Consider the following 22,247-nt stretch of genomic DNA (forward strand, 5'->3'; position numbering starts at 1 on the left):
GAAACCACATGGGCACGAACGGATTCGCCGAGTGGGTACGGCGTTTCGAGGACGAGCGCGAGCGCAGGCACGCCCGGGGCGACCCCGACTGGGAGCGGGGCGCCACCCTCCACCCGGCCGTGCGGAACAGCGTCCAGCGCTTCCAGGTGGGCGAGGACGGCGACGGCGCCAACCTGATCGCCAAGGCGGACCGTGCCGGGGACCCCGACTACGCGCGAGCGGTCCGGCTGTTCGTCGACGAGGAGCGCAACCACGCCCGCCTCCTCGCCCAACTGCTGGCCGCGGGCGGCGCACCGACCCTGACCGGCCACTGGAGCGACAGGGCCTTCGTACGGCTGCGGCGCCTGATGGGGCTGCGCATGGAACTGCTGGTGCTGATGGTCGCGGAGGTGGTGGCGCTGCGCTACTACCGCGCCCTGCGCGACGGCGCCGGCGACCCGCTCACCTCGGACGTGGCGGGCCGCATCCTGGCCGACGAACAGCGCCACATACCGTTCCACTGCGAGCGCCTGCGCACCTCCCTCGCCCAGCTGCCCCGACCGCTGCGCCGACCGGTGACGGCCCTGTGGCGGCTGATGCTCCTCGCCGCGTCCCTCGTCGTCGCCGCCGACCACGGCCCGGCACTGCGCCGCCTCGGCCTCGGACGCCGCCGCTTCACCGCCGACGTCATGGCCTCCTCCCGCACGGCGGTCTCCGCGATCCTGGCCGCGCGCCCGGCCGCCCTGCCGGACGAACAGCCCGGCACCCGATCGGGCGCGGCCTGACGCCGGACGGCGGCCGTCAGTTCAGCGACTTCTCGACGATGCCTCGGCCTAGGACCTTGACCCTCCGTTGCCGTATCTCTGGGATGCTGATGGACGCCGGGTGTACCGGGCGAGAGGGGTGGCGTTCATGCAGTGGAAGGCCCATGGCGAACGGCAGATCTACACCAACCCGTGGGTGAGCCTGTGCCTGGTCGACGTCCAACAACCCGACGGACGCAGATGGGAGTACCACGTCGTCCGTCTACGCCACTTGGCCGTGGCCGCAGTGGTCAACGATCACCGCGAAGTCCTCATGATGTGGCGGCACCGCTTCATCACCGACGCCTGGGCCTGGGAACTGCCCATGGGCCTTGTCGAGGAGGGGGAGACGCCGGACCAGACGGCGTCCCGCGAAGTGCTGGAGGAGACCGGCTGGCGGCCCGGTCCGATGAAGCCGCTCATCTACGCGGAGCCCGCCAATGGGATCACCGACTCACAGCATCACGTCTTCCGCGCCGATGGCGCGACCTATGTCGGGCCCCCGACCGAGAAGAACGAGTCCGACCGCATCGAGTGGATCCCACTCGCCGATGTGAAGGGAATGATCGACCGCCGGGAGATCATCAGCAGTGGTTCCCTCGTCGGCCTCCTGTACCTGCTCATGAACGAGACGATCCGCTGACCTGCCTCGGCAGGGCCTCCCTCAGGCGGGCCTCGAACGCCATGACCGCGGGCTCCCGTCGATAAGGGGACAACTGCCCGTAGAACTCCCTCAGGTGGCCTGCCACCCGCTCGGAGGAGACCGCTGACGCGCGCTCCAGCGCTTCGGTGGCCGTGTGGCACGCCTCATCGATCCTGCCCAGGTGGAGGCGTGTACGGGCGAGCCAGAACGCGTGGAAGGCGCGGCCCCGCCGGTTGGAGCTGTCCTCCCTGCTCAGTGCGTTCGCGATCAACGGCTCGGCGATGGCCGCCTCCCCGATCCGGCCGTGGGCGATGCCGGTGTCCACGATCAGCTTGGGTTCGTCGAAGTAGGTGACCCATGCGGGGTCCGGATCGGCCGACCGAATCTGCTCGAACTGCCGGTGTGCCTCGTGGATCGCCGTGTGCGTGGCGGCCCGGCTGCCCAGTGCGGCGTGGGCGAAGGCTTCCCTCATGGAGAGCATCGACAGCACACGCGGTGTCGTGTCGTCGGCGGTACGCGCCTGGTCCTGGGCGGCTCTCACGAGCGCCAGGGCGTCCCCCGGCTTGTCCTGGTATGTGGCCTGGAGGCTCATACACGCCAGGACGTTGGCCATGAACTGCCGGTCGTCGATCGCCTTGGCCAGGCGCAGTGCCTCCGCGAAGTACGTGCGGGCCTGGCTGTACTGGCGAGCGTCGAAGTACGTCCAGCCGGTGAGCCGTGCGAGCTCGGCCGCGACCCCGTACAGCTCCTGCTGGATGACCGCGGACCGGTTCTCCTTCAGGAAGCCTGTGACATAACGGAGCTGGCCGACCACCGCCGGCCTCAGTGCCTCGCCTCCGTGCTGGTCGTCCCGTCTCCAGTAGTCCTCGATCGATGCCCGGAGAGCTTGAAGGGTGGAGGGGCTCAGATCCGTCCGCGAGGCTAGGGCCAGGATGTCGTCCACATCGGCTCCCGGAAGCGCGGTGGGTGTCTCCTGCTCCCGCACCGGAGCCACAGGCGGCTCCCGTTCGACCGTGGTGAGGGCGGCGGGCGTCTCCCACGGGCGGCGGGCGAGTCCGAGCATGTGACCTGGAATGCGCAGGCCGTCCGCGATGCGCTCGACGACGTCCATGTGCAGGAGCTGACGTCGGCCCGCCATGACCTCCCCGACACGGCTGGGAGTCAGATCACACCGCCGGGCGATCATGGATGGATAGACGCCCGCACGTGTCTTCACCAGCCTGAACACCCGAGTGAAATCACGGGCCCGGCAGGCATCGATCATCTCGGGATCGGCGAGCAACCGCGGAGGCAGCTCCTGCGAACGGGCCGGCTCGGGCATCGGCAAGCTCCCACTGACGAGGGCTACACAACGTCGCTACATATACACCTCCCGTGAGATTACCCAAGTTGGGTAATCAGCTGGGCCTTTCAGGCGCCCTGCCCTCATCGCGATGCTGCTGGGCATGGCGAGCAGGCCGACAACAGTCACCACCGCAGGAGCGGCACCGACCGCGTCGGGCAACACGGCTCATCCGGCCGTAGAGCTCTGTCGGCTCGTCGGTTCAGTCAAGTCGCACGCCCCGGGAGTGACGAATTCCGATGACCATGTCCACCGATGAGCCCGCCAAGGGCGACGCGCTCTACGACGAGATCCGCAAGACCGTGGGCGAGTTCCAGGACAGGGACGCCGCGTACTACCTCCTGCGCCCCGTCGGCGGGGGCCGCGAGTGGGCGGCCCTGCCCGAGGTGCTGCGCCCGGCCACGCAGGCCGAGTTGCTGAGCGCCCGTGTGAAGGCGGCGAACCGCGCCGGCCGGATGCCGTGACGCGGGCCGCCACCTGGATGCGCTTCTGGTGCGAGCTGTCGGCGAGCGCCCCCGGCCGACCGTCCCGGATCGTGCTGGGCCTGTATCTGGCCCCCACCCCGCGCCTGGCGGTGCGGTAGATGCGCGGGCAGGCGGAACGCGTCGCCAGGGCGCTCGCCCCCGGCCCCGACACCCCGTGGCTGCCCCCGGCCTGCCTGCGTCCCGTCCGGGCGGAGGGTGCCCCCGATCCCGGCTCGGTCATACGGGAGTGGGCGCGCGCCGAGGCGGAACGGGAGAACGCCCTGGGTGTGCTGCGGGAGGGCTGGTCCTACACCGTCGCGGCCCACGACGAGACGGCCCACTACCGCCTGGCGGCCTGGCCGCTGGTGCTGCCGCCCGCCGGAGAACTACGGGTGTACCGGCGCACCCACACGACCGCGTAGGCCGCCCCACGGACTCCGCCCCGGCCGCGTCCGGCAGGACGGCCGTGACCGGGACGGCAGGCTCCCGTTCCCCACGGGACGGGCGCACGTACACGAAGAGACGACCCCGACGAAAGGAAACCCATGAACACCGTGCAGACGCCCTGGCGGGCCGACGCGGGCAACCCGCAGGACGACAGCGACTCCGGCAACACCAACGACGGCCAGGGCCCGGCGGACGGTCGCTGAGGTGGCCGAGGACACGACGGTGGAGGCCGGTCCCGAGCGGCTGGCCTCCGTACTCCTGGAGAAAGGCGCGCTGACCGCCGACTGGCTGCCGGCGTTCCACGCCGTGCCGCGCCACCTGTTCGTACCCGAGATGATCTGGCCGGGGCGGGCCGGCATGAACCGGCAGGACGACCGGGTCGTCCGCTCGCAGTCCCCGGACCTGTGGTGGGAAGCGGTCTACTCGGACGCGCCGATCACCACCCAGTGGGACGACGGCGCGTACACCGGGCCGGGGCGGGGCCGTACTCCGACCTCCTCCAGCTCGATGCCGACGATGGTGTTCTCCATGCTCGCGGACCTGGGCGTACGGCCCGGCGACCGGGTGCTGGAGATCGGCACGGGGACCGGGTGGAACGCCGCGCTGCTGTGCCACCGGCTGGGGGACGGCCACGTCGTCACGGTCGAGGTGGACGAGGGCGTCGCCGGTCAGGCCCGCGCCCGGTTGTCCGCGGCGGGCTTCTCGCCCCGCGTCGTCGTGGGCGACGGCGCCGAGGGATACGGTGAAGGGGCGCCCTACGACCGGATCATCGCCACCTGCTCGGTGGGGCGCGTCCCGGCGCAGTGGCTCGGGCAGGCCCGGCCCGGTGCGGTGATCGTCGCGCCGTGGGGGCCGGTGTACGGCGGCGAGGGGATCGTCCGGCTCACGGTCCGGGACGACGGGTCGGCCTCCGGGCCGTTCACCGGCTCGTCCGCGTTCATGCGGCTGCGCGAGCAGCGCAGGAGGCTGCCTCCGACGAGCGAGTACCTCGGGGGGCGCGAGTGGCCGGCCGGGGGCGCGGAGTCCACGACGACGCTCTCCCCGGATGACGTGGGCGGCTGGATCCACATGTTCGCCATCGGCGTCCAGGTGCCCGACCTCTTCTGCCGGGTCGCCCACGGACCGGACGGCTCCTACCGGCTGTGGCTGCACGACACCGGCCTGACGAGCTGGGCCACCGCCGACCACGAGAGGGGCCGGACCGAGTTCCGGACCGTCCAGGCCGGTCCCCGCCGGCTCTGGCACGAGTTGGAGTCTGCCTGGCGCTGGTGGTATCAGCAGGGGCAGCCGGACTTCGCCCGCTTCGGCCTCACGATGGACGGCCAACGCCACACGGTCTGGCTCGACTCCCCGGACAACCCCGTCCCGGACTTCACCGGCGCGACAACCCCCTGAGCCCCGCCGTCCCTCACCCGTCCCCGCCCGCCCGGGCGGGGACGGGCCTCCCCAAGCACACCACCAAGGAACCGAGTTGCCCGTACAGCACGACATCGCGGCCGAACGCGACCTCTGGGACGCCTACGCCAGCAGCCCCCGCAACGACGTGACCGGTGCCGAGCCCGTCTTCAACTGGACGCAGTACCAGGGCCACGGCCCGGGAACCGAAATCCTCGGGAACCCGGTCAGCGTGCTGGAGATCGGCTGCGGCACCGGCCGGGCACTCGCCCACCTCGCCCAGCGGGGCGTCAGGGCGAAGGGCGTGGACCTCTCGCCCATCATGGTCGCGAACATCACGAAGCGATGGGAGTCGCTGGGGGTGGAGTTCGCGTGCGCGGAGGTGCTGGAGTTCCTGGCCGACGGGCCAGCCGTGGAGATCCTCGCCGATGCCGGCTACCAGGGCTTGGGCGCGCAGACCGGCGGACGGGTGGTGACACCACCGCACCGCAAGTTCAAGAAGAAAGCCCCGGACTGGTACGAGGAGAGGTACCAGCGGCAGCGTACAGCGCACTCCTCACGTCGTATCCGGGTCGAGCACGGCATCGCCCATCTGAAGAACTGGCGGGCTTTGGCCCGCCATCTTGGCCACCGCGAGCACATCAGCGACACCGTCCAAGCCGTCGCCGGCCTCCTCTCGCATCAGCAGACCGCAGACCTGACGCCGGCACGACAGAGGTGAACACCGAGCCCGCCGACGTTCCTCGACCACGCAGCGGGCCAGGCGCAGCCGTCCGGTCTCGGTCAGGGGTGCATTACGGTGGGACACGAGGGCCTTTCGGTCAGGTGTAGACGTCGCAATCCACACCGAACCGGAAGGCCCTCACCTGTTCAAGATCCCTCAGCCGAGACCTGGCTCACCCGTCCACAACCTCCTGGGACAGAACACCTAGGGCGTGTGCGGTGCTTCAGTCGGTGTAGGTCAAACTGGCGATGGCATCGTGGCTGTGAATGCTTTCCAGATTCTTCGCCCGGATCGCGTGCTTCAGACCCTTTTCCCGGCATGCAAGGCTTACGTCGCGGATGATGTCTTCGACGAAGACGGGATGATCGTAAGCCTGCATTGTGACGACGCGTTCGTCGGGCCGCTTGATGAGCGGGAGGACGGGGGCGGAGCCGACACTGCGCAGCAGGTCGATGATTTCGTGGATCGCCAGGGGGTAGGGCGCGTCGGCGGTCCCGGTGACCGTGAGGGTGATCTCGCTGCGTTGGTTGTGGGCCCCGTAGTCGGAGATGGCCTTGGAACACGGGCACAGACTGGTGACGTCGGTGGTCACCGTGGTGGCGACGGTGCAGGTGTCGGCGGTGATGCGGCCCATGATGGTGATGTCGTGGGTTTGCCACGACTGCCGCTTACTGGCGGGTGCGGTCACAGTCGTGGCGATGGGCAGAGACAGCGTCACGGCCATGGTGGGGGCTTCGAGCAAGGCGAGCCCTCGTTTGAGTGCGATGGGCAACTCCTGCGGGATGAGGGTGGCCACTTCCTTGTGCACCAGGGCGATCATGCGGCTCATGTGGGTGCCGCGCCGCTCGGCCTGCAGGCCGACGGTGACGCTGATGTCGGCGATGCCATGCTGGCGCGTGTGACCGTCATCGAAGATGACGGGATAGCGCAAGCCGCTGATCCCTACTTCGTCGATGGCGATGTTGCGGGGGTCGACCTCGTTTTGGATGTCATGCATGCTGTTACTCACCTCGGTAAGTACAACCGGAGGTGCAGGTCTCACGCACGGTGATCGCCGACAGGTCAGGGAGTTCGGCGATCAACCGGTCCCAGATCCAGCAGGCCAGGTTCTCGCTAGTGGGGTTTTCTAGGCCTTCGATGTCGTTCAGGTAGTAATGGTCGAGTTCTGCCTCAATGGGCTTGAAAGCACGCTTGATGTCCCCGAAGTCCATCACCCAGCCTGCTTCCGCATCCACCGGCGCTTCGACGTGCACGGTGATCTTGTAGGAGTGGCCGTGGAGGCGGGCGCACTTGTGTCCCTCGGGGACACGAGGCAGGCGATGGGCCGCTTCGAAGGTGAACTCGCGAAAGATTTCCATTACTGAATTCCCAGGTACTTGTGCGTCTGGAGAGAAAGAGTCCAGCGCGGGTTCTTCATGCAGTACTCGACGACGGCACGAGTGTGGGCCTCGCGATTAGCGTCATCCAGCGGCTGCAGTCTGAAGTGGCGGAAGTCGAGGCTTTCGAACTGGGCGGGGTCGCCACCGACCTGGGGATAGACCAGTTTGAGTTCGTCGCCGTGAGTGAGGACCAACGTGGAGCCAATCTTGGGGCTCACGCACAGCCAGTCGATACCCCGCGGTGCCGGGCGGGTGCCGTTGGTTTCCACCGCGACTTCGAAGCCGCGGTCGTGGAGGGCGTCAACGGCGTCATCGTCCAACTGCAGTAGGGGTTCGCCTCCGGTACACACCACGAACCGGTGTGCGCGCTCCGCAGTGGGCCAGGCGGCCTCCACCGCGGCGGCCAGGTCGTCGGCGGTGGTGAAGCGGCCGCCGCCTTCGCCGTCGGTGCCGACGAAGTCGGTGTCGCAGAACTGGCAGATGGCGCGGGCGCGGTCGCGTTCTCGGCCGGTCCACAGGTTGCAGCGTGAGAAGCGGCAGAAGACCGCAGGACGCCCTGCGTGACTGCCTTCCCCTTGGAGGGTGTAGAAGATTTCCTTAATCAGGTAGGTCATACTCAGGCGCTCTGGTATTGGACCGGGTCCGTCACGCCGGCCTCGGCGAAGCCTTTCAGGCGCAGTAGGCAAGTCTCACACTTGCCGCAGGCCCGTCCTTGGTCGTCGGGGTCGTAGCAGGAGGAGGTCAGGGAGTAGTCCACGCCCAGGCGCAGGCCTTCGCGGACGATGCCGGCCTTGGACAGGGTGATCAGTGGGGAGTGCAGCGTGATCTTGGATGTGCCTTCGACTCCAGCCCGGGTGGCCAGGTTGGCCATGGCGGCAAAGGCCTCCATGTACTCGGGGCGGCAGTCGGGGTAGCCGCTGTAGTCCACGGCCGTGACCCCGGTGAAGATGTCACTGGCGCCGACGGTCTCGGCGAACGCCAGCGCGAACGACAGGAAGATCGTGTTGCGGGCTGGCACGTAGGTGATCGGTACCCCGGACTGGGGCGTGTCCTGAAGCGATTCGTGCTTGGGTACCTCGATATCGGCGGTCAGGGCGGAGCCGCCGAAGACCCGCAGATCGATGTCAGCGATGACGTGTCGGGCTACCCCCTGGGCCTGGGCGACCCGCCGAGCCGCCTCCAACTCGACGGAGTGACGCTGACCGTAGCGGAAGCTGAGCGCGCAGGGAGTGAATCCCTGGTCCTTGGCGATGGCCAGCACCGTGGTCGAGTCCAGGCCGCCGCTCAGCAATACGATCGCGGGACGGTCCATGCTGTCACTCCCTTGTCTGATGTCCAGTTGCCTCAGTTGAGGCAGGTGAAGCCTACCCCTGTAACTACCGGCTACAGTAACCACAACAACAGACGAGTTAGGGAAGCCAGAGGTCGAGCCGCAGTGAACGAGTTGCCCATCGTGGTCACGTGCACGGACCGGAAGGCCTCACCTCCTCTGGCCGCTCTGCAGGCCCGCAATCTGCCAGCCGCGGACCTGCCCGAAAAGGCCGCAGAATGGGCACGCCGCCTCCACACCGCCGCCGAGGGGCAGGTGGAATTGGCAGAGCTCTACCAAGGGGACCAGTGGAGGCGCGCGCAAGCCCTGACGGCCGCCGCAACCCAGGCCGGGTTCGCCCCCCGCCTGTATGTAGCCTCGGCCGGACTGGGCCTGCGATCAGCCTCCAGTCTCGCACCCTCCTACGCGGCCACTTTCATGCCCCGACACACAGATTCCGTGGCTTCCTCCATCTCCCAGGCAGCCGACTGGTGGGATCATTTGCAGCGCATGGACGAAAGCCGTAATTTGTCTAAAATTGCAGCTTCTGCCGGACAAGTTCTTCTAGTGCTGTCCGAGACGTACGCCCAGGCCATGCACCGCGACCTGCTCGCCCTGGCAACCAGCGGAGCAAGCACCGTGCTCATCGGGGGCGCCTGCGACCTGAACGGGGTACTGCGCATTCCCGCCAACGCCGCCCTGCGCGGCGCCCTGGGCGGCACCCTCACCAGCCTCAACGCCCGCATGGCGGCCACCTGGCTGCAGCACTGCACACCCGGCCACCTCATCACCCCTGCTGCCAAAGAGCGTTGGGCGACCTGGGCTGGTCAGGCTGCCCGCCCGGAACGTTACGCCCGTACCCCGATGTCCGACAAGCAAGTGATCGACTTCATCAAAGACATGAAGAGCCGCTATCCAGATTCCTCCCGTACTCGCCTGCTACGCCTGCTGAGAGACAAGGGAATGGCCTGCGAACAAAAGCGTTTCGCGGGACTGTACTCGTCAACGATTGGCCAGCGATGACCTCCACTGTGCTTAAGCGCCGGGCCCTGCGGATCGAGCAGCACCCCACGATCCCGCTGTATGTTTTCACCTTGGCGGCGGAAGAGGTCTACCAGGTCGCCGATGTCGCCCGGATCTCTCGGGACGAAGCGGGCAAATTGATCGGCTACCAGCGGCCCGAGAAAAAGCAACACGTCAAGCAGATCCTCGAATATCTCGACGGCAAGGAGGTCCTCTTCCCCAACGGACTAATCCTTGCCCTGCCCTCCACCGTGCGATTCAAGTCCAGCCCCGGCCCCGGCAGCAGCGACGGCCTGTGCACCTCCGGCACGCTGGAGATCCCGGTGCCTGATTCCCCCGACGCTCCTCGGCCAGCCTGGATCGTCGACGGCCAGCAGCGCAGTCTCGCCCTGGCTCGCACCCGCAACAACCGCCTGGCCGTGACCATCGCCGGCTTCGTCGCCGAAGACCTGGAAACCCAACGTGACCAGTTCTTGCGCGTCAACACCGTCTCCCCCCTGCCGACCAACCTGGTCACCGAACTCTTGCCCGAAGTCGGCACCGTGCTGCCGACGAAACTGTCCGCCCGCAAACTCCCCTCAGTCCTGGTCGAAGCCCTCAATCAGGACAAGGACTCCCCATTTCGCGGACTGGTGCGCCGCCCATCCACCACGGCGGACCAGAAAGCGGACGCCGTCGTCACGGACAACAGCCTCACCACGGCGATTCAGGAATCCCTCAATTCCGCCTCGGGCGTCTTCTTCCCCTATAAGAACCTGTCCAACGGTACGGTCGACACCGCCACCATCCGCCAGATCCTCGTCGTCTACTGGACTGCCGTGCGCGACACCTTCCCCGACGCATGGGGGTTGCCTGCGACCAGGAGCAGACTGATGCACGGCGTCGGAATCCGCTCCATGGGACGTCTCATGGACCGCGTCATGATGGCTATCAACCCCGCCTCACCCCACGCTGGGAAGCTAGCCCGAGCCGAACTCGACTTGATCGCCCCCCACTGCTGCTGGACCCAGGGGCGCTGGCCCGATCTGAACATCCCCTGGAACGAGCTCCAAAACAACCCACGTCACATCAGTACCTTGTCGAACTACCTCCTTCGTATCTATGTGCAGGAAAAGGCAAAAGCCGCGTGAAATTCTATTTCCCTGATAGCCAAGACCTAGTGAGTCCCACATACGACTTCGTCAACGACGAGTACTCGCCCTACCGAGTCCGCCAGCGCGATGACGTGTACGCCCACCAGGCCGTGACACCGATCCCCTACGACGGGATCCTTGTCAGCAAGGCGGTTGTCGACGGATCTATGAAGGGGGCAGGGAAATACTCTGCCCCACAGCGCGAGCGCTTCTATCGCCTGGGTGTGAGGAAATTTTTCCGCCTCCCTGACGCATGCTCCACCGTCGGCGACTGCGGCGCCTTCAACTACATCGACGAAGAATACCCACCATATGAAGTCGACGAAGTCCTCGACTTCTATGGCCGATGCGGATTCGATGCAGGCATCAGCATCGACCACATCATCTTCGGCTACATCCCTGAAGAATCCGACCAAGAGCCCGAAGCTGCCTGGGTCAACCGACAGCAGATCTCCCTGGAACTCGCCGAAAACTTCTTCAACTCCACCAAGAAGACCGGCGCACAGTTCCAGCCGATCGGCGCAGCACAGGGATGGGGCCCTCACAGTTACACACACAGCGTTCAAGAACTACAGAAAATGGGATACCGGCGGATCGCGCTGGGCGGTATGGTCCCCCTCAAGTCCCACGAAATCCTCGCCTGCCTACGTGCCATCGACAGCGTCCGCAACCCCGACACCGAATTGCACCTGCTCGGCATCAACCGGGTCGAGAGCATGGAACAGTTCGCCCGTCACGGTGTGACCAGCTTCGACAGCACCTCGGCCTTCCGCCAAGCCTTCATGGACGACCGCAACAACTACCACACCGCCACTGACTCCTACACGGCCATCAGGGTTCCTCAAGTCGACGCCAACCCCGCCCTCAAACGGCTCATCCTGTCCGGCAGTATCTCCCAGTCCCAGGCCATCGCGGCCGAACGCGCCTGCCTGCGCACCTTGCGAGAATTCGACCGCGAAGAGACACCCCTTGAGGAGGTTCTCGGCGCTCTGGAAACCTACGAATCCCTCGTCCTCGGACCGAAAAAGAAAAGCTATCTTGCACTCTACGAGCGCACCCTGAGCGACGCACCCTGGCGCACCTGCCCCTGCGCCCTGTGTAAAAAGCACGGAATCGAGATCGCAATATTCCGAGGATCGGAACGCAATAAGCGTCGCGGTTTCCACAATCTGACCGTGCTCGAGGCTAAAATGCGCGCTCTCAGCTTCACGTAAAAACGAAAAATTTCATTTTTTCAGGAGATTAGATGGCTGACCGATATGAACTAAGGCTTCCAGCGTTGGAAGTACGCCAGGGCAACCGAAAAATCTACTGCTTCGCCGTTGACGGGAAGAAGTTGCACAGCTTCGCAGCCGTCTCCCGCGTACGCCGGGACGACAGCAGCACCCTCCAGGGCTACCAGCGGCCCGAGGTCCTCAGTCACATCCGCGGAATCCGCCGCTACCTCGAGTCCGACAATGCCATGCTCCCCAACGCCCTGGTGCTGGCCCTCGATGACACGGTTCGCTTCGAGACTACAGCGCGCCGCAGTAAGGGCGTCTACTACTCCGTCCCCGGCGAGTTGGTCATCCCTGTCGATGAGTCTCTCCCCGACGAGGACAAGGCAGCCCTTATCGTGGACGGCCAGCAGCGCAGCGCTGCCATCCGCGACGCCGACTTGGCCGAGTTCCCCGTCGCCGCAGTCGGCTTCATCGCCGATACCCAAGAAGACCAGCGCTCCCAGTTCATCCTGGTCAACAACACCAAGCCACTGCCCAAGGGGCTCATCCACGAACTGCTGCCCGAAACTAGCGGACATCTGCCCCCCTCCTACGCCCGTAAACGACTCCCCGCCCACCTGATGACCCGGCTGAACACCGACGGCAAGGGCCCCTTCTACGGCCGCGTGGCCAGTCCCACCTCACCCGACGGCAACATCAAGGACACCAGCCTGCTGCGCATGCTGGAGCACAGCCTCTTCGAAGGCTCCCTCTACCAATACCGTAACCCCGAAGACGGCTCCGGCGATGTCGAACGCATGCTGGAGCACCTGCGCAATTTTTGGACCATCGTCCAGCAGACTTTCAGCGACGCCTGGAAACTCCCGCCCCGCCAGTCCCGCCTCACCCACGGCGTCGGTATCCAGGCCATGGGCTTCGTCATGGATGCCCTTACCGATGGCATGGCAGCCGAAGACGTCGACTGCGACCGGGTCCGAGCAGCAATCCTTAGCTTGATGCCGGTGACCGCCTGGACGTCCGGGATGTGGCGCTTCGGCGACGGTGAGCAGCGCCGCTGGAACGGGCTGCAAAACACCCCCAACGACGTCCGTCTGCTCACCGACCTGTTGGTCCGCGCCGTACGGGACTGACGGCCAGCCGCGTTCACCGTGCCCTTTAGGGTGCGGTGAACTGGCCAGCGCCTGCCAGCCCTCGACAGCGGCGAGTTACTGAGGTTGAACTCGTGATGTCGTAGGGATTCATCCGGGTCTGATGGTCAGGCCAGTCTCGGCCAGGCAGCCGTCGATGAGGTCGCTGCGGTACTGGATATGTGGCGCAGTCCCCGCCGGATGCGCCGGACGAGGTGCTCGGGGGTGGCGAAGGCGGTGTTGGACAACCAGCCGCACCGCAGCAGGGACCAGATCCCTTCGACCGGGTTGAGGTCGGGCGTGTAGGGCGGCAGGTAAGTTGAGCTGCCCCGAGTTTCGTAGAGTCCGGTGATCTTGTTTCAGACGGACTGCGGGGTGGCTTGCTGTTGTCGCCACCAGTCGCGTTCGTACTCGGCGGGCGGTACGTAGTCGAGGGCGGAGTGGAGCCGTTCCTCGTTGCACCAGGTGACCCACTGGAAGATCGCCCGCTCGACCTGGTCGACGTCCCGCCACGGTCCTTGCATCTCGATCAGCTCGGCCTTGAAGGTGCCATTCAGCGCCTCGGCCATCGCGTTGTCATACGAGTCCGCGACCGAGCCGACGGACGCGGCGGCCCCGATCTCGGCGAGCCGGTCGGTGTAGCGAATTGACACATATTGCGACCCGCGGTCGCTGTGATGGATCAGCCCGGAGTCCTTCTTGATCCGGCGTCTCCACAGCGCCGTCTCCAGTGCTTCCAGCGGAAGTTCGGTCCGCATGTGGTTCGCGACCTGCCATCCGACGATCGTCCGGGAGAAGACGTCCAGGACGAACGCCACGTACACCCAGCCTGACCAGGTGCGGACATAGGTCATGTCGGCCACCCAGAGCTGATCGGGCCGGCTCGCGGTGAAGTCACGGTCGACCAGGTCCGGCGGCCTGGGGGCTGACGGCTCCGGCACGGTGGTGCGGCGCCGCCGGCCGCGGATGACGCCTTCGAGGCCCAGCTCGGCCATCAGCCGCTCGACGGTGCAGCGGGCCACGTGGACGCCCTTGCGCCGCAGTGCGCGGGTGATCCGGCGGACGCCATAGGTGCCGCCGGAGTCGGCATGGACCTGTTCGATCAGCGGCATGAGCTGCTCGTCACGCAGCCGGCGGGCCGACTTCGGCCGCTTCTTGCGCGCGTAGTACGCCGACTCGGACAGCCCCAGCACCCGGCAGGCGAACCCGACCCCGAGGCCCTTGTCCCTGAGGTGATCGATCACCTGATCGGCCTCGTCCGGGGACGGTCGAGTTCCGCCGCAAAAAACGCGCTCGCGGCCTTCAGGATCTCGTTCGCCCGCCTCAACTCCGCGATCTCCCGACGGAGTCGCCTCAGCTCTTCCCGCTCGGCGGTGGTCAGCCGGTCGTCGCGTTCGCCGGTGTCCGCCTCCGCTTGACGGACCCAGCCACGCAGGGCCTCCTTGTGGATGCCCAGGTCCTTCGCGGACGGCCGGTCGTGCGGACCTCACGGACGGCCCGCTCACGGAGCTCGTCCGGGTACTTACGTGGTGCTGGCACTGCTCGTGTTTCTCCTTCGGGCCAGGATCATAAGCCTGGCTTCAGGGACTCCACGAAACCGGGGTCAGCTCAGTCGCAGGCCGATCACCGTTTTCACACGGTTCAGGGTCCAGCGCTGGTCCTCCCAGCCGTGCGCGGCCGGCCCCTTGGCCAGCTCTTTCTCCAGAATGGCGAACTGCTCCTCGCTCAGCCGCGCAGCGACGCCGGGCCCTGCGAGCGCAGTGCTCGCGGACCGTTCTCGGCCCAGGTCCGGCGCCAGCGCTGCACCGACCGCACGCTGACCCGCAGCTCACGGGCGATCACCGCGCTCGTCCCACCCCGGGCGAATCGCTCGGCCGCCTGGAGTCGTAACCCCTCGCGGAACCGCTGCCGTTCGGCGGTCAGGCCGCCGCCTTGTGGATACCGCATCCCACCGGCATACCGCGGGGGTCAAGGACCATCAGCCCTTACGACACCACAAGTTCAACCTCAGTAGGTGAAGCGATGCTGCAACGCATCCACGACCACGGGGTGTCGAGGCCAAAAACAAACGTCACTCGCTTGCGCCGAGGCTCTACAGAACACCCCCATACGATTTGTGCCTGCTGACACAAATCGCATAATCTGCGGATGGCCAGTACATCGGGCTCCCGACTCATCAGTTCACCGAGGGTATTTTTCAAGTCTACACCCGAGACCTTATCGATTTCGTCGTGTGGAAATCTCCTGCTGCCGGGTCGCCAAGTCGTACAAAGCATTGATGGCTGCGTGAGCTACAGATGCCGAACCTGCACCCCGGGGATACACGACTTCTTTGGCGTACCGTCCAATACAGTTGGTCGCCGCGTGTGCGGCGCACTGCGTGATCATCACACTGAAGTCTGAGTTGCGCGCTGCGTCTTTCAGATGCCGAGACGCGACCTTCTCTGCCGAGATCACCACCTTAACCCGGGGGAAACGTTGGATAATTCGCTCCTGGACGCGCTGAAGTACACCTTCGTCCAAGCCGTAAATGAGGATCTGCGCCGCTCCTACAATGGGCTTATTCTCGGCGCTTTCCGATGAGACTCGCTCTGGCCATTCCAGTCTCAGACCAAGCTCATCACTGAGGGAGTGGGCCGTGGAGAGGTATGCCTCATCGAGGCGCCGTGCATGGACACGGAGGGGGGCCAGCAGCAGCTGGGCGGTCTGAATACGGGCCTTGGGTGCCGGTGAAGCAAAGTTCGCCAGTCGGTCGACAAAGTCGAGGGCTTGTCCGGCGGTCTCTGGTGCCACCCACTGGTCGAATCCGATGCTCATTTGCTCCAGGAATTCGGTGTACTCCTGAGCGTTCGGAGCGGTACGGAGAAACAGTTCCAAAAGGAGGTCCAGGACAGCAAGGTTCGCAGGGTCGCAGCGCTGGTTCACGATGCTTCGCATGACCGTGGTCAGCGTCTGCGGGTAGAAGACCTCTACACGGGCGAGTTCCTGCAGAAACGGCCCGAGCGCGTACTGCCACACGGCTTCGTACTCGGGGTCGGTGAGGTCAGCGAAGACGCCTGCCATTTCTGCGTCCGACACTGCCTCCACCTGGATCGGGATGTCGCTTCGACGGACATCCATTCTGCGACAAAGCTCGAAGGCAGTCTTGTCGCCCTGGGCGACAGCTTTGACTATTTCTGCCCATGTGTTGAGCGGCGCCTTGCCCGGCGTCTCTTCGGGCTCGGGCTCCGTTGTGGCTACCGGCTCGATCTCAGCCGGCTCCGCTGTCACGGTGTCCGCATGCACCGACTGGCGGCGATACGAGGCCAGCGCCTCAGGGACGGTGTCTCCGCGGCCCTCGGCATCGAGCAGTGCGATGCTGCGGGAGAGTTCCGCCCTATCACCTCGTCCGTGCATGCCGACGAGCATCACCGTGATGGCCTGCTCGCTGAGGGTCAGCAGGTTTCCGTCTGTCAGCAACGAGAATTGGCTATCGGGCGCCTTCAGCGCATCTACGGCGCGAGCCAGGTCTCCTTCAGCAAGCGCGGGTTCGATGTACGCCGTGAAGAGAGCCGACAGCACCATATCCTTCACCGGAACCGGCGGGTCCTGAAGCAGCACTTCTCGTAGCCCGCGCAGTGCCAGGATCTCGTTCGCCTTTCCCTGCGCGGCCAGGAGCCTGATCTCCAGGTGTTTGACGTTGGCCGGCGAGAGGCCGCCCTGGTGGTCGATCTGCTGAAGAAGAGCCTGGGCAGTCTGTGGTGCACCGCTGAGGAGGGCTGCCTCGAAATCCGCCAGAAGACGCCCCAAGGGCTTGGGCGCGGACCAGGACCGCACGGGGGCCCGCTCCACCACTTCCACCATGCGTTCCAGCGCAGTCCTCAGGCCCCTCCTCTCGTCTGTGTCGGTGGTCGCCTGGATGACGAAGGTGCTCCCTGCCCCGTAGCGCTTAAGGATCGCAGCCTCATGCGGCTTGTCGAGCGCGGCAGGCACGTCGTAGCCGTACTTCGCAAAGGAGGGGCCGACAAACGCCACCAGGAGGTCTCGAACAGCAGTGATTTCCTCGCGCTGGCGAGGAATCACGTAGTAGGCCATGCGCTGCGTTTTCTCGTTCAGCCATGGCAGCACCATCGGTGACTTGTGGTACTTGACGGCCGCATCCCGAAGCAGCGTGATGCCGCTCGGGTATTTACCAGCATCGTTGCGGTCCCGATGAAGGAAGTGGTCCACGAACTGCTGTGTACTGGCCGCCTGTCTTGCTGCTTCTTCCTCAGACGCCACGTGCCATCCATTCATGCTGGTAGTCCACTATTGCCTGCGCCGCAGCCGGTTCGTCCAACGAATACGTGATCTTTTCCTTGTTCCGGGCAAGGCCGTTGCGCGTGAAGTTCATGGAGCCCTCGAACATCCAGCCCGGGCCCACCAAGCTCTTCTCGTGAATCACCTGGTCCAGGAACACCTCCAGATCCGTACTCTCGTCACGGCCCAAGGCGAGGCGCTCGAGGAAGAGTGCGTTCGCAGGAGCGTCCTGGGTCACCACGCGCACGGCGGTACCGCTGTTCGCCAGCATCAGCAGCAGGTCGGACAGTCGGCACTGCAGTGGGGGATTTTCGCCCAGAAGGTAGTCGAAGGAGCCGTCAGCGTTGTCGACCAGGTCCACATCACTGACCCATGCAGACACCAGCCAGACCTCACCGCCGGGCGCTGACAGTTGAGCCAGCAGTGCTGTCCTGATCAGTGAGTCCGCGCGCAGGGCGCTGCGCGCATTGGTGCGCAGCGTACGAGGGGAGACAGTCACTGCTCGGACTCCTTGATGACGGCCTTCACGACGACCTCGCGGTTGTCCCTGTACACCTGGGTCACCTCGCCGTACAGCTTGAGACTTCCACGGTCCACGCGCAGGGCAGGGATGTTTAGCAGTACATGGCGCAGCAGTTTGGGCCGATCCAGGGGAACAACCACTTCTGCGGCAGGATGCGACGAGAGCACCTGGGCATACATGGCAGGCCAATCCGGCGATGTGGCATCCAGGCGCGGCCATGCTTGCGTGTGCACGGCGGCTGCCAGAAGCCGATCCAGGATCTGTGGGTTGTCCACCGCACGGTAGGGCTGGTAGGAGTCCAGATGGTAGTTCCGTGCCTGGTCACCCCGGGGCCACAGGATGCTGAAGGCCTGGTCCGGGCTGATCTTGTGGGGCAGTTGGATCTTGGACGCGCCTACGGCGTAGGCGATGACCCGGGAGTCGACCTCGATCCCGGTTACTTCTTCCAACTGATCCCATGCCTGCACCAGGGCAAGGGCCGTCGCGTCGGTCAGGCTGTCGGAGCCGCGGCGAAGCACGCGCATCGCGAGGGATGCGACATCACCGTGCCGCGGCGCACCATCCAGTTGGCTCCAGGCGGACCGTATGCGTTGCAGTGCGTCCTTGCTGTCCTGAGCCGACGTCGCAGTGCGCATCTGGCTCATCGCCTGGGCCAACTCGCCGTGGGGTTCGCCCTCCACCACATGACGGAGCAGATTCGTCAGCCGTACATCGGTCTGCTCGAAGCTGTTGGGACGCAGAGCCGTGCTCACCAGGCTCCAGAAGCGTGCAGGATCGCGCCCGTAGGTCTCCGCCAACTTCTCCACCACGCCGAGTCCGCCCTCGGACGTCTCGCTGATCCAAATATGATCCGGTGCCGAACCGGTACCCGGTACCACGTCGAGCGTGAGGTCCTGGTCGCGTGCGTCGGGACAGGCTCGGGTCACGGCCTCCAGGATCGCGGCGGCCAAGGTGTCCCGGTAGGCGCGGCGAGCCAGGTCAGTTGTGCGGTCGCGGAGGTTCTCGCCGAACAGCAGTGAGCCAGCGTCGTCCAGCACGGCTACGATATCGGGGTTTTGGCTGAGTTCCTGCAGCTCGCTGATGACGCGGTCGGCAGGACTGCCGACGTCCGCAGGCGAGGCAGAGGGATCCTGCCTGTACAGCAGCGGGATGACCTTTGTGATGCTGCCTCGCCAGGCGCCCTGCGACAGTCCCGCGTGAATCGCCTCGGGCTTGGTGCCTTCCAACCCCTCGAGCGCGAACGCGGAGAGGTAGACCAGAGACAACCATCCACGCTGGAATGAGTTGGCTGCCTCAGCGATCCGCTGGTCCTCCAGAACGGTGTTCACAAACGCCTTCGAACGCCACTGGGGAGAGTTCAAATGCTCCACCACGCCCGGCAGAGAGAGGTCCAGGGGCTTGATCTGAATCCGGACGGCGTCGACGGACGAGGTGAAGCCCATGGCTGCCCTCGCTCCCTCGAGGACGTAGCTGACCTGAACCTTGTGCCGCTTACCCGGCTTGCCCTTGATCACTTCAGCCACAGCGCCATAGGTCATCCGACGCACCTCAGTGGGGTTGCCGGAGGCGTGAGTGGTGAACCCGATGGACAGCACCTGATCCCGCCACTCGGGCACCTTGGGCACGTCCGCTGCAACAGGCGGGCCCGCATGGTTGTCCACGAATTGGGTGGCCCACAAGGGGATGCCCTGCGAGGAGGTCGCGATCTCCTCGTCCGGCTGCGCAAGTCTGATCCGCCGCGGGCGAGTGACCTCGACCGTCTGCACATCCGTGCGGCCGGTGTCCCAACGGCCCTGCCGCTCCGCCGCGTCGAGAATGCTCCCCAGTTCGATCACGGCATCATCGACCCCGGTGGGAACCTCCAGCCACGTGCGGTGGCGGTCATCGCGATACCCGAAGCGGCGGCTGACACGGCCGGGCACAGCTTCCCGCAGCGCGCGGCCTACGGGCAGCCTGTCCTCGTCGTCGGACGTGGCGAAGGGGAGATCAAAGCTCACCTCCGGAAGATTCAGCGGAGCAAAGAGCGAGGTCGTGACGAACTCGGGCAGAAAAGCCTTCCGGTCGACCGTGCCAGGATCCTGATGGATCGGCGATGCGCCGACCTTAAGACGTCGCAAGAGGGTCGGAGCGACTGCCAGCAGCAAAGACCGGGGCTGCTCCCACAGCAGGGCCTGCACTTCGTCGGGACTCAGGCGCAGCGCGCCTCGCAGATAGTTGGCCAGGGAGCGCAGGAGGGTGTCGTCCCCGTCGAGGAGTTTCTCCAGATCCTCAGTAATCGCGTGCCGGGCGGCGGGCAATTGCTTATTGTCATAGTCTGGACAGGTGTTTCCTGTCGCCAGCGTTCGAGCGCTGACCCACAGCCTGCGGTTACGCAGTCGGCTGCCGAGCCAGTCGATGAAGGCCTGAGCACCTTGGATCTTGATGATGTGGCGGTTGTGCACGGGCAAGGTGCGAGGGGTTACCTCGGGAGCGAACAGGGACACGTAGTCCTGGTAGGCCAGCCGGTCTCGGCCGAAGTCGGACAGGGTAACGATCGTGAGCGGGCGCGTGCCCCTCTCACGTCCGGCCCGGCCCCGGCGCTGCAGGAAGGAAGCCGGATCGCGAGGCGCTTTGTGCTGGACCACCAGTCCGACGTTGGGATCGTTGAAACCGACTTCGAGAGAGGCTGTTGCGACGACAAGATCGGCGTCCGTGTCGACGCCCGCATCCTGGGAGGAAGTCCGGCCGATCCTCAACGGCCTCTGGCTCAGGTCGGCGCTGAGGTTGTGCCCGATCAACTCCGGAAGGTTCCAGGACTGGCCCGCGAGAAAACGCTCCTCTTCGGCCGGCAGGTCTGTGGAACGCAGGGCCGCCAGGACTGCGGCATCCCGCCTTCTGCGGTTCTTTCCGTACTGCCCGCCCTCTGCGTCCCGCAGGTCGTCATAGAGGCGGTTGGTGACATCCAGGTCGTCGGTGAAGAGGAATCCCTTGGTCCCGTGCAGCGTCGTGCCTGCCGACCGATTCCTGTCGAGGAGACGCCCGTGGAGCATCGCCGTCTGGATAGTGGTGGACAAAAGGCTCGTACCCGACAATGGGTCACCGCGCAGCGCGAGGTGATACTCGCGGCCCTCCGACTCCATGTCCCTGCTGTGTGGCTCGATGAGAGTGACGCTTTCCGCCGGGAGCCCGACGAGTTCCGCCATGAAGCGGTCAGCCTGACGCAGGGTGGCGCTCAGCCCGACGAAGGTGACGGGGCCACGGCGCGCGTGACGCCAGCGCCGCAGCAGCAGGGCTGTTTGGGCACCCGTGGAATCGGAGTAGGTGTGCACCTCGTCGAGCAGGACGATACGGGGACCGTGCCCCGCCCAGCCGAGAGTCCTGCTCAACTTCGACCCCGTGCTGTTGCGGTTGAGCATCTCCGTCGTGGTGAAGAGCAGCTTGGGTTGAACCCTATTGATCGACTCTCGGGTGAGAGCCATGGCCCCGTCAGGTATCTCCCCCTCCTTGCACACCGAGCACCGCAGCACCTCAATGTTGCGAACTCTGTCCTGGTCGGACCAGAGCATGGCGCCGCCGTCCCCGGTCGGACACGTCAGATAGGGACAGACGCGGGCCCCTCCTTGTTCGGCCCACATATAGGTTCCGTGCGTTACGTCATCGCTGGAGGGCGGTGTACGCCCGTAGAGCACGCCGATCGTGGGACTGGACAGGCCTCGCCACCGCAGTTCAAGGGCGTTCTTGATCGCTTCACGCAACTGGTCACGCAGCAGTTCGATGCGCGGATAGAGCGCGAGGGTGTGCACCCCCGTGCCCTTGTGGTTGGCCATCGCCGCGAAGGCCGGAAGGTAGAACGCGAGAGTCTTGCCGCTACCCGTGCCGGCCCCGACCACGACGCCACGCGAATCCCCGTGAGCCAAGGAACGGGTGACGGCCTTGGTGGCGTCGACCTGGAAACGTGAGAGGACATACGAACCGATCAGCACCCCGGCGACCGTGGAATGCATCCCAGTCCACCCCGCCGTCGCCTCCATCTCGGCGATCGCCTGCGTGGCCGAGACCTCACGCTTCGGATAGTGGCGCTCGGAGACGTGCAGGCGGTAGTCGGCGACCAGAGGCTTGCCTCTCTCCCACCAGTCAGCCTGCAGCGGATTACCAGGCCAGGGGCCGAAGATTCGCCGCAGACAGGCAGTCAGCCGAACCCCCTCGGCGAACCGTGTCCGATACCGCTCGGCTCCACCGAAGGGGACATAGAAGAGAAGTTGCTGATTGAGCAGCGCCTTCTTCAACTGGTCAGCGTCATAGAACAGTGATGCCGCGTCCTCGTCCTTGTCAAGTAAGGACCACAGAGCATCCCCAACCTCTTCCTCGGAGAGCACGCCGTCGGTGACACCCCATTCAAGAAGAGGCAATTCCCGCTCTTCCAGGGCAGTGAGTGCCTTCCCTAAAATTTTGCGGCGCAATGTCGTTGATGCCACAGGT

At 65.6% G+C, this 22,247-nt stretch carries 19 protein-coding genes and 3 pseudogenes; 11 read left to right on the top strand and 11 right to left on the bottom strand.

Going from position 1 to position 22,247, the window contains the following annotated elements:
- Positions 1 to 8: 8 nt before the first annotated feature.
- Entirely contained in the window at positions 9 to 764 is a 756-nt protein-coding gene (locus BM237_RS24215; protein ID WP_093851847.1) for a ferritin-like domain-containing protein, read from the top strand.
- A gap of 127 nt (positions 765 to 891) precedes the next feature.
- Complete coding sequence (locus BM237_RS24220; protein ID WP_093851878.1) at positions 892 to 1,425, top strand: NUDIX hydrolase; 534 nt, start codon at positions 892 to 894, stop codon at positions 1,423 to 1,425.
- Here BM237_RS24220 and BM237_RS24225 read toward each other — a convergent pair.
- Positions 1,403 to 2,746 carry a helix-turn-helix domain-containing protein gene (locus tag BM237_RS24225; RefSeq protein WP_093851848.1) on the bottom strand — a complete coding sequence of 448 codons (1,344 nt, stop codon included), beginning with the start codon at positions 2,744 to 2,746 and terminating at the stop codon, positions 1,403 to 1,405. The genes BM237_RS24220 and BM237_RS24225 overlap by 23 nt on opposite strands.
- Positions 2,747 to 3,012: 266 nt before the next feature.
- Between BM237_RS24225 and BM237_RS24230 the strand changes: the two genes are divergently transcribed.
- The 5 genes from BM237_RS24230 (at position 3,013) to BM237_RS24245 (ending at position 5,794) form a co-directional block, all read left to right on the top strand.
- The gene (locus tag BM237_RS24230; RefSeq protein WP_093851879.1) at positions 3,013 to 3,231 is read left to right on the top strand and encodes a hypothetical protein; all 219 of its coding nucleotides are present in this window, start codon (positions 3,013 to 3,015) and stop codon (positions 3,229 to 3,231) included.
- Positions 3,228 to 3,350 carry a hypothetical protein gene (locus BM237_RS30365; protein ID WP_281253958.1) on the top strand — a complete coding sequence of 41 codons (123 nt, stop codon included), beginning with the start codon at positions 3,228 to 3,230 and terminating at the stop codon, positions 3,348 to 3,350. Before BM237_RS24230 ends, BM237_RS30365 begins: the two co-directional genes overlap by 4 nt.
- A complete protein-coding gene (locus BM237_RS24235; protein ID WP_093851849.1) occupies positions 3,351 to 3,653 on the top strand; it encodes a hypothetical protein in 303 nt (100 codons plus the stop codon).
- Between the two features lie 229 nt (positions 3,654 to 3,882).
- On the top strand, positions 3,883 to 5,073 hold the full coding sequence (locus tag BM237_RS24240; RefSeq protein ID WP_175541114.1) for a methyltransferase domain-containing protein: 1,191 nt from the start codon (positions 3,883 to 3,885) through the stop codon (positions 5,071 to 5,073).
- A gap of 76 nt (positions 5,074 to 5,149) precedes the next feature.
- A complete protein-coding gene (locus tag BM237_RS24245) occupies positions 5,150 to 5,794 on the top strand; it encodes a methyltransferase domain-containing protein (protein WP_175541115.1) in 645 nt (214 codons plus the stop codon).
- Between the two features lie 226 nt (positions 5,795 to 6,020).
- Here BM237_RS24245 and BM237_RS24250 read toward each other — a convergent pair whose 3' ends face one another.
- From BM237_RS24250 to queC, 4 genes are read right to left on the bottom strand one after another with little or no spacing between them, the layout of a single operon-like run.
- The gene (locus BM237_RS24250) at positions 6,021 to 6,806 is read right to left on the bottom strand and encodes a GTP cyclohydrolase I FolE2 (RefSeq protein ID WP_245793996.1); all 786 of its coding nucleotides are present in this window, start codon (positions 6,804 to 6,806) and stop codon (positions 6,021 to 6,023) included.
- On the bottom strand, positions 6,799 to 7,155 hold the full coding sequence (gene queD / locus BM237_RS24255) for a 6-carboxytetrahydropterin synthase QueD (protein ID WP_093851851.1): 357 nt from the start codon (positions 7,153 to 7,155) through the stop codon (positions 6,799 to 6,801). Before queD ends, BM237_RS24250 begins: the two co-directional genes overlap by 8 nt.
- On the bottom strand, positions 7,155 to 7,790 hold the full coding sequence (gene queE, locus BM237_RS24260) for a 7-carboxy-7-deazaguanine synthase (protein WP_093851852.1): 636 nt from the start codon (positions 7,788 to 7,790) through the stop codon (positions 7,155 to 7,157). The genes queD and queE overlap by 1 nt, the downstream gene beginning before the upstream one ends.
- A gap of 2 nt (positions 7,791 to 7,792) precedes the next feature.
- Positions 7,793 to 8,488 (bottom strand): 7-cyano-7-deazaguanine synthase QueC, encoded by a 696-nt coding sequence (gene queC / locus BM237_RS24265; RefSeq protein WP_093851853.1) that lies wholly within the window; start codon positions 8,486 to 8,488, stop codon positions 7,793 to 7,795.
- A gap of 456 nt (positions 8,489 to 8,944) precedes the next feature.
- On the opposite strand from queC, the gene BM237_RS30115 reads away from it, so the two are divergent.
- From BM237_RS30115 to dbpB (BM237_RS24285), 4 genes are read left to right on the top strand one after another with little or no spacing between them, the layout of a single operon-like run.
- Positions 8,945 to 9,508, top strand: a complete 564-nt coding sequence (locus BM237_RS30115) for a hypothetical protein (protein WP_245793997.1) — start codon at positions 8,945 to 8,947, stop codon at positions 9,506 to 9,508.
- Positions 9,505 to 10,638 (top strand): DGQHR domain-containing protein DpdB, encoded by a 1,134-nt coding sequence (dbpB, locus tag BM237_RS24275; RefSeq protein WP_093851855.1) that lies wholly within the window; start codon positions 9,505 to 9,507, stop codon positions 10,636 to 10,638. Before BM237_RS30115 ends, dbpB (BM237_RS24275) begins: the two co-directional genes overlap by 4 nt.
- Positions 10,635 to 11,855, top strand: a complete 1,221-nt coding sequence (gene dpdA / locus BM237_RS24280) for a tRNA-guanine transglycosylase DpdA (protein WP_093851856.1) — start codon at positions 10,635 to 10,637, stop codon at positions 11,853 to 11,855. Before dbpB (BM237_RS24275) ends, dpdA begins: the two co-directional genes overlap by 4 nt.
- Positions 11,856 to 11,887: 32 nt before the next feature.
- Positions 11,888 to 12,991 carry a DGQHR domain-containing protein DpdB gene (dbpB, locus tag BM237_RS24285; RefSeq protein ID WP_093851857.1) on the top strand — a complete coding sequence of 368 codons (1,104 nt, stop codon included), beginning with the start codon at positions 11,888 to 11,890 and terminating at the stop codon, positions 12,989 to 12,991.
- Between the two features lie 108 nt (positions 12,992 to 13,099).
- Here the strand turns inward: dbpB (BM237_RS24285) and BM237_RS24290 are convergent.
- The 6 genes and pseudogenes from BM237_RS24290 to dpdJ form a co-directional block, all read right to left on the bottom strand.
- Positions 13,100 to 13,305 (bottom strand): annotated as a pseudogene (locus BM237_RS24290) (transposase); the annotation flags it as partial.
- Positions 13,306 to 13,347: 42 nt separating this feature from the next.
- Positions 13,348 to 14,527: pseudogene (locus BM237_RS24295) on the bottom strand (IS3 family transposase).
- Between the two features lie 73 nt (positions 14,528 to 14,600).
- A pseudogene (locus BM237_RS30120) lies at positions 14,601 to 14,935 on the bottom strand (helix-turn-helix domain-containing protein); the annotation flags it as partial.
- Between the two features lie 270 nt (positions 14,936 to 15,205).
- The gene (gene dpdD, locus BM237_RS24305) at positions 15,206 to 17,248 is read right to left on the bottom strand and encodes a protein DpdD (protein WP_093851858.1); all 2,043 of its coding nucleotides are present in this window, start codon (positions 17,246 to 17,248) and stop codon (positions 15,206 to 15,208) included.
- Positions 17,238 to 17,765: a phospholipase D-like domain-containing protein DpdK gene (gene dpdK / locus BM237_RS24310; RefSeq protein WP_139238163.1), complete on the bottom strand. Its 528-nt coding sequence runs from the start codon at positions 17,763 to 17,765 to the stop codon at positions 17,238 to 17,240. Before dpdK ends, dpdD begins: the two co-directional genes overlap by 11 nt.
- A complete protein-coding gene (dpdJ, locus tag BM237_RS24315) occupies positions 17,762 to 22,243 on the bottom strand; it encodes a protein DpdJ (protein WP_245794001.1) in 4,482 nt (1,493 codons plus the stop codon). The genes dpdK and dpdJ overlap by 4 nt, the downstream gene beginning before the upstream one ends.
- Between the last annotated feature and the right edge of the window lie 4 nt (positions 22,244 to 22,247).

Source organism: Streptomyces mangrovi, assembly GCF_900114215.1.
Lineage (GTDB): Bacteria > Actinomycetota > Actinomycetes > Streptomycetales > Streptomycetaceae > Streptomyces > Streptomyces barkulensis.

Excerpts from the sequence above, each read along its gene's own strand:
- queD (WP_093851851.1), bottom strand. The coding sequence starts at position 7,155 with ATGGAAATCTTTCGCGAGTTCACCTTCGAAGCGGCCCATCGCCTGCCT.
- BM237_RS24235 (WP_093851849.1), top strand. The coding sequence starts at position 3,351 with ATGCGCGGGCAGGCGGAACGCGTCGCCAGGGCGCTCGCCCCCGGCCCC.
- queC (WP_093851853.1), bottom strand. The coding sequence starts at position 8,488 with ATGGACCGTCCCGCGATCGTATTGCTGAGCGGCGGCCTGGACTCGACC.
- queE (WP_093851852.1), bottom strand. The coding sequence starts at position 7,790 with ATGACCTACCTGATTAAGGAAATCTTCTACACCCTCCAAGGGGAAGGC.
- BM237_RS24215 (WP_093851847.1), top strand. The coding sequence starts at position 9 with ATGGGCACGAACGGATTCGCCGAGTGGGTACGGCGTTTCGAGGACGAG.
- BM237_RS24230 (WP_093851879.1), top strand. The coding sequence starts at position 3,013 with ATGTCCACCGATGAGCCCGCCAAGGGCGACGCGCTCTACGACGAGATC.
- dbpB (WP_093851857.1), top strand. The coding sequence starts at position 11,888 with ATGGCTGACCGATATGAACTAAGGCTTCCAGCGTTGGAAGTACGCCAG.
- BM237_RS24220 (WP_093851878.1), top strand. The coding sequence starts at position 892 with ATGCAGTGGAAGGCCCATGGCGAACGGCAGATCTACACCAACCCGTGG.
- dbpB (WP_093851855.1), top strand. The coding sequence starts at position 9,505 with ATGACCTCCACTGTGCTTAAGCGCCGGGCCCTGCGGATCGAGCAGCAC.
- BM237_RS24225 (WP_093851848.1), bottom strand. The coding sequence starts at position 2,746 with ATGCCCGAGCCGGCCCGTTCGCAGGAGCTGCCTCCGCGGTTGCTCGCC.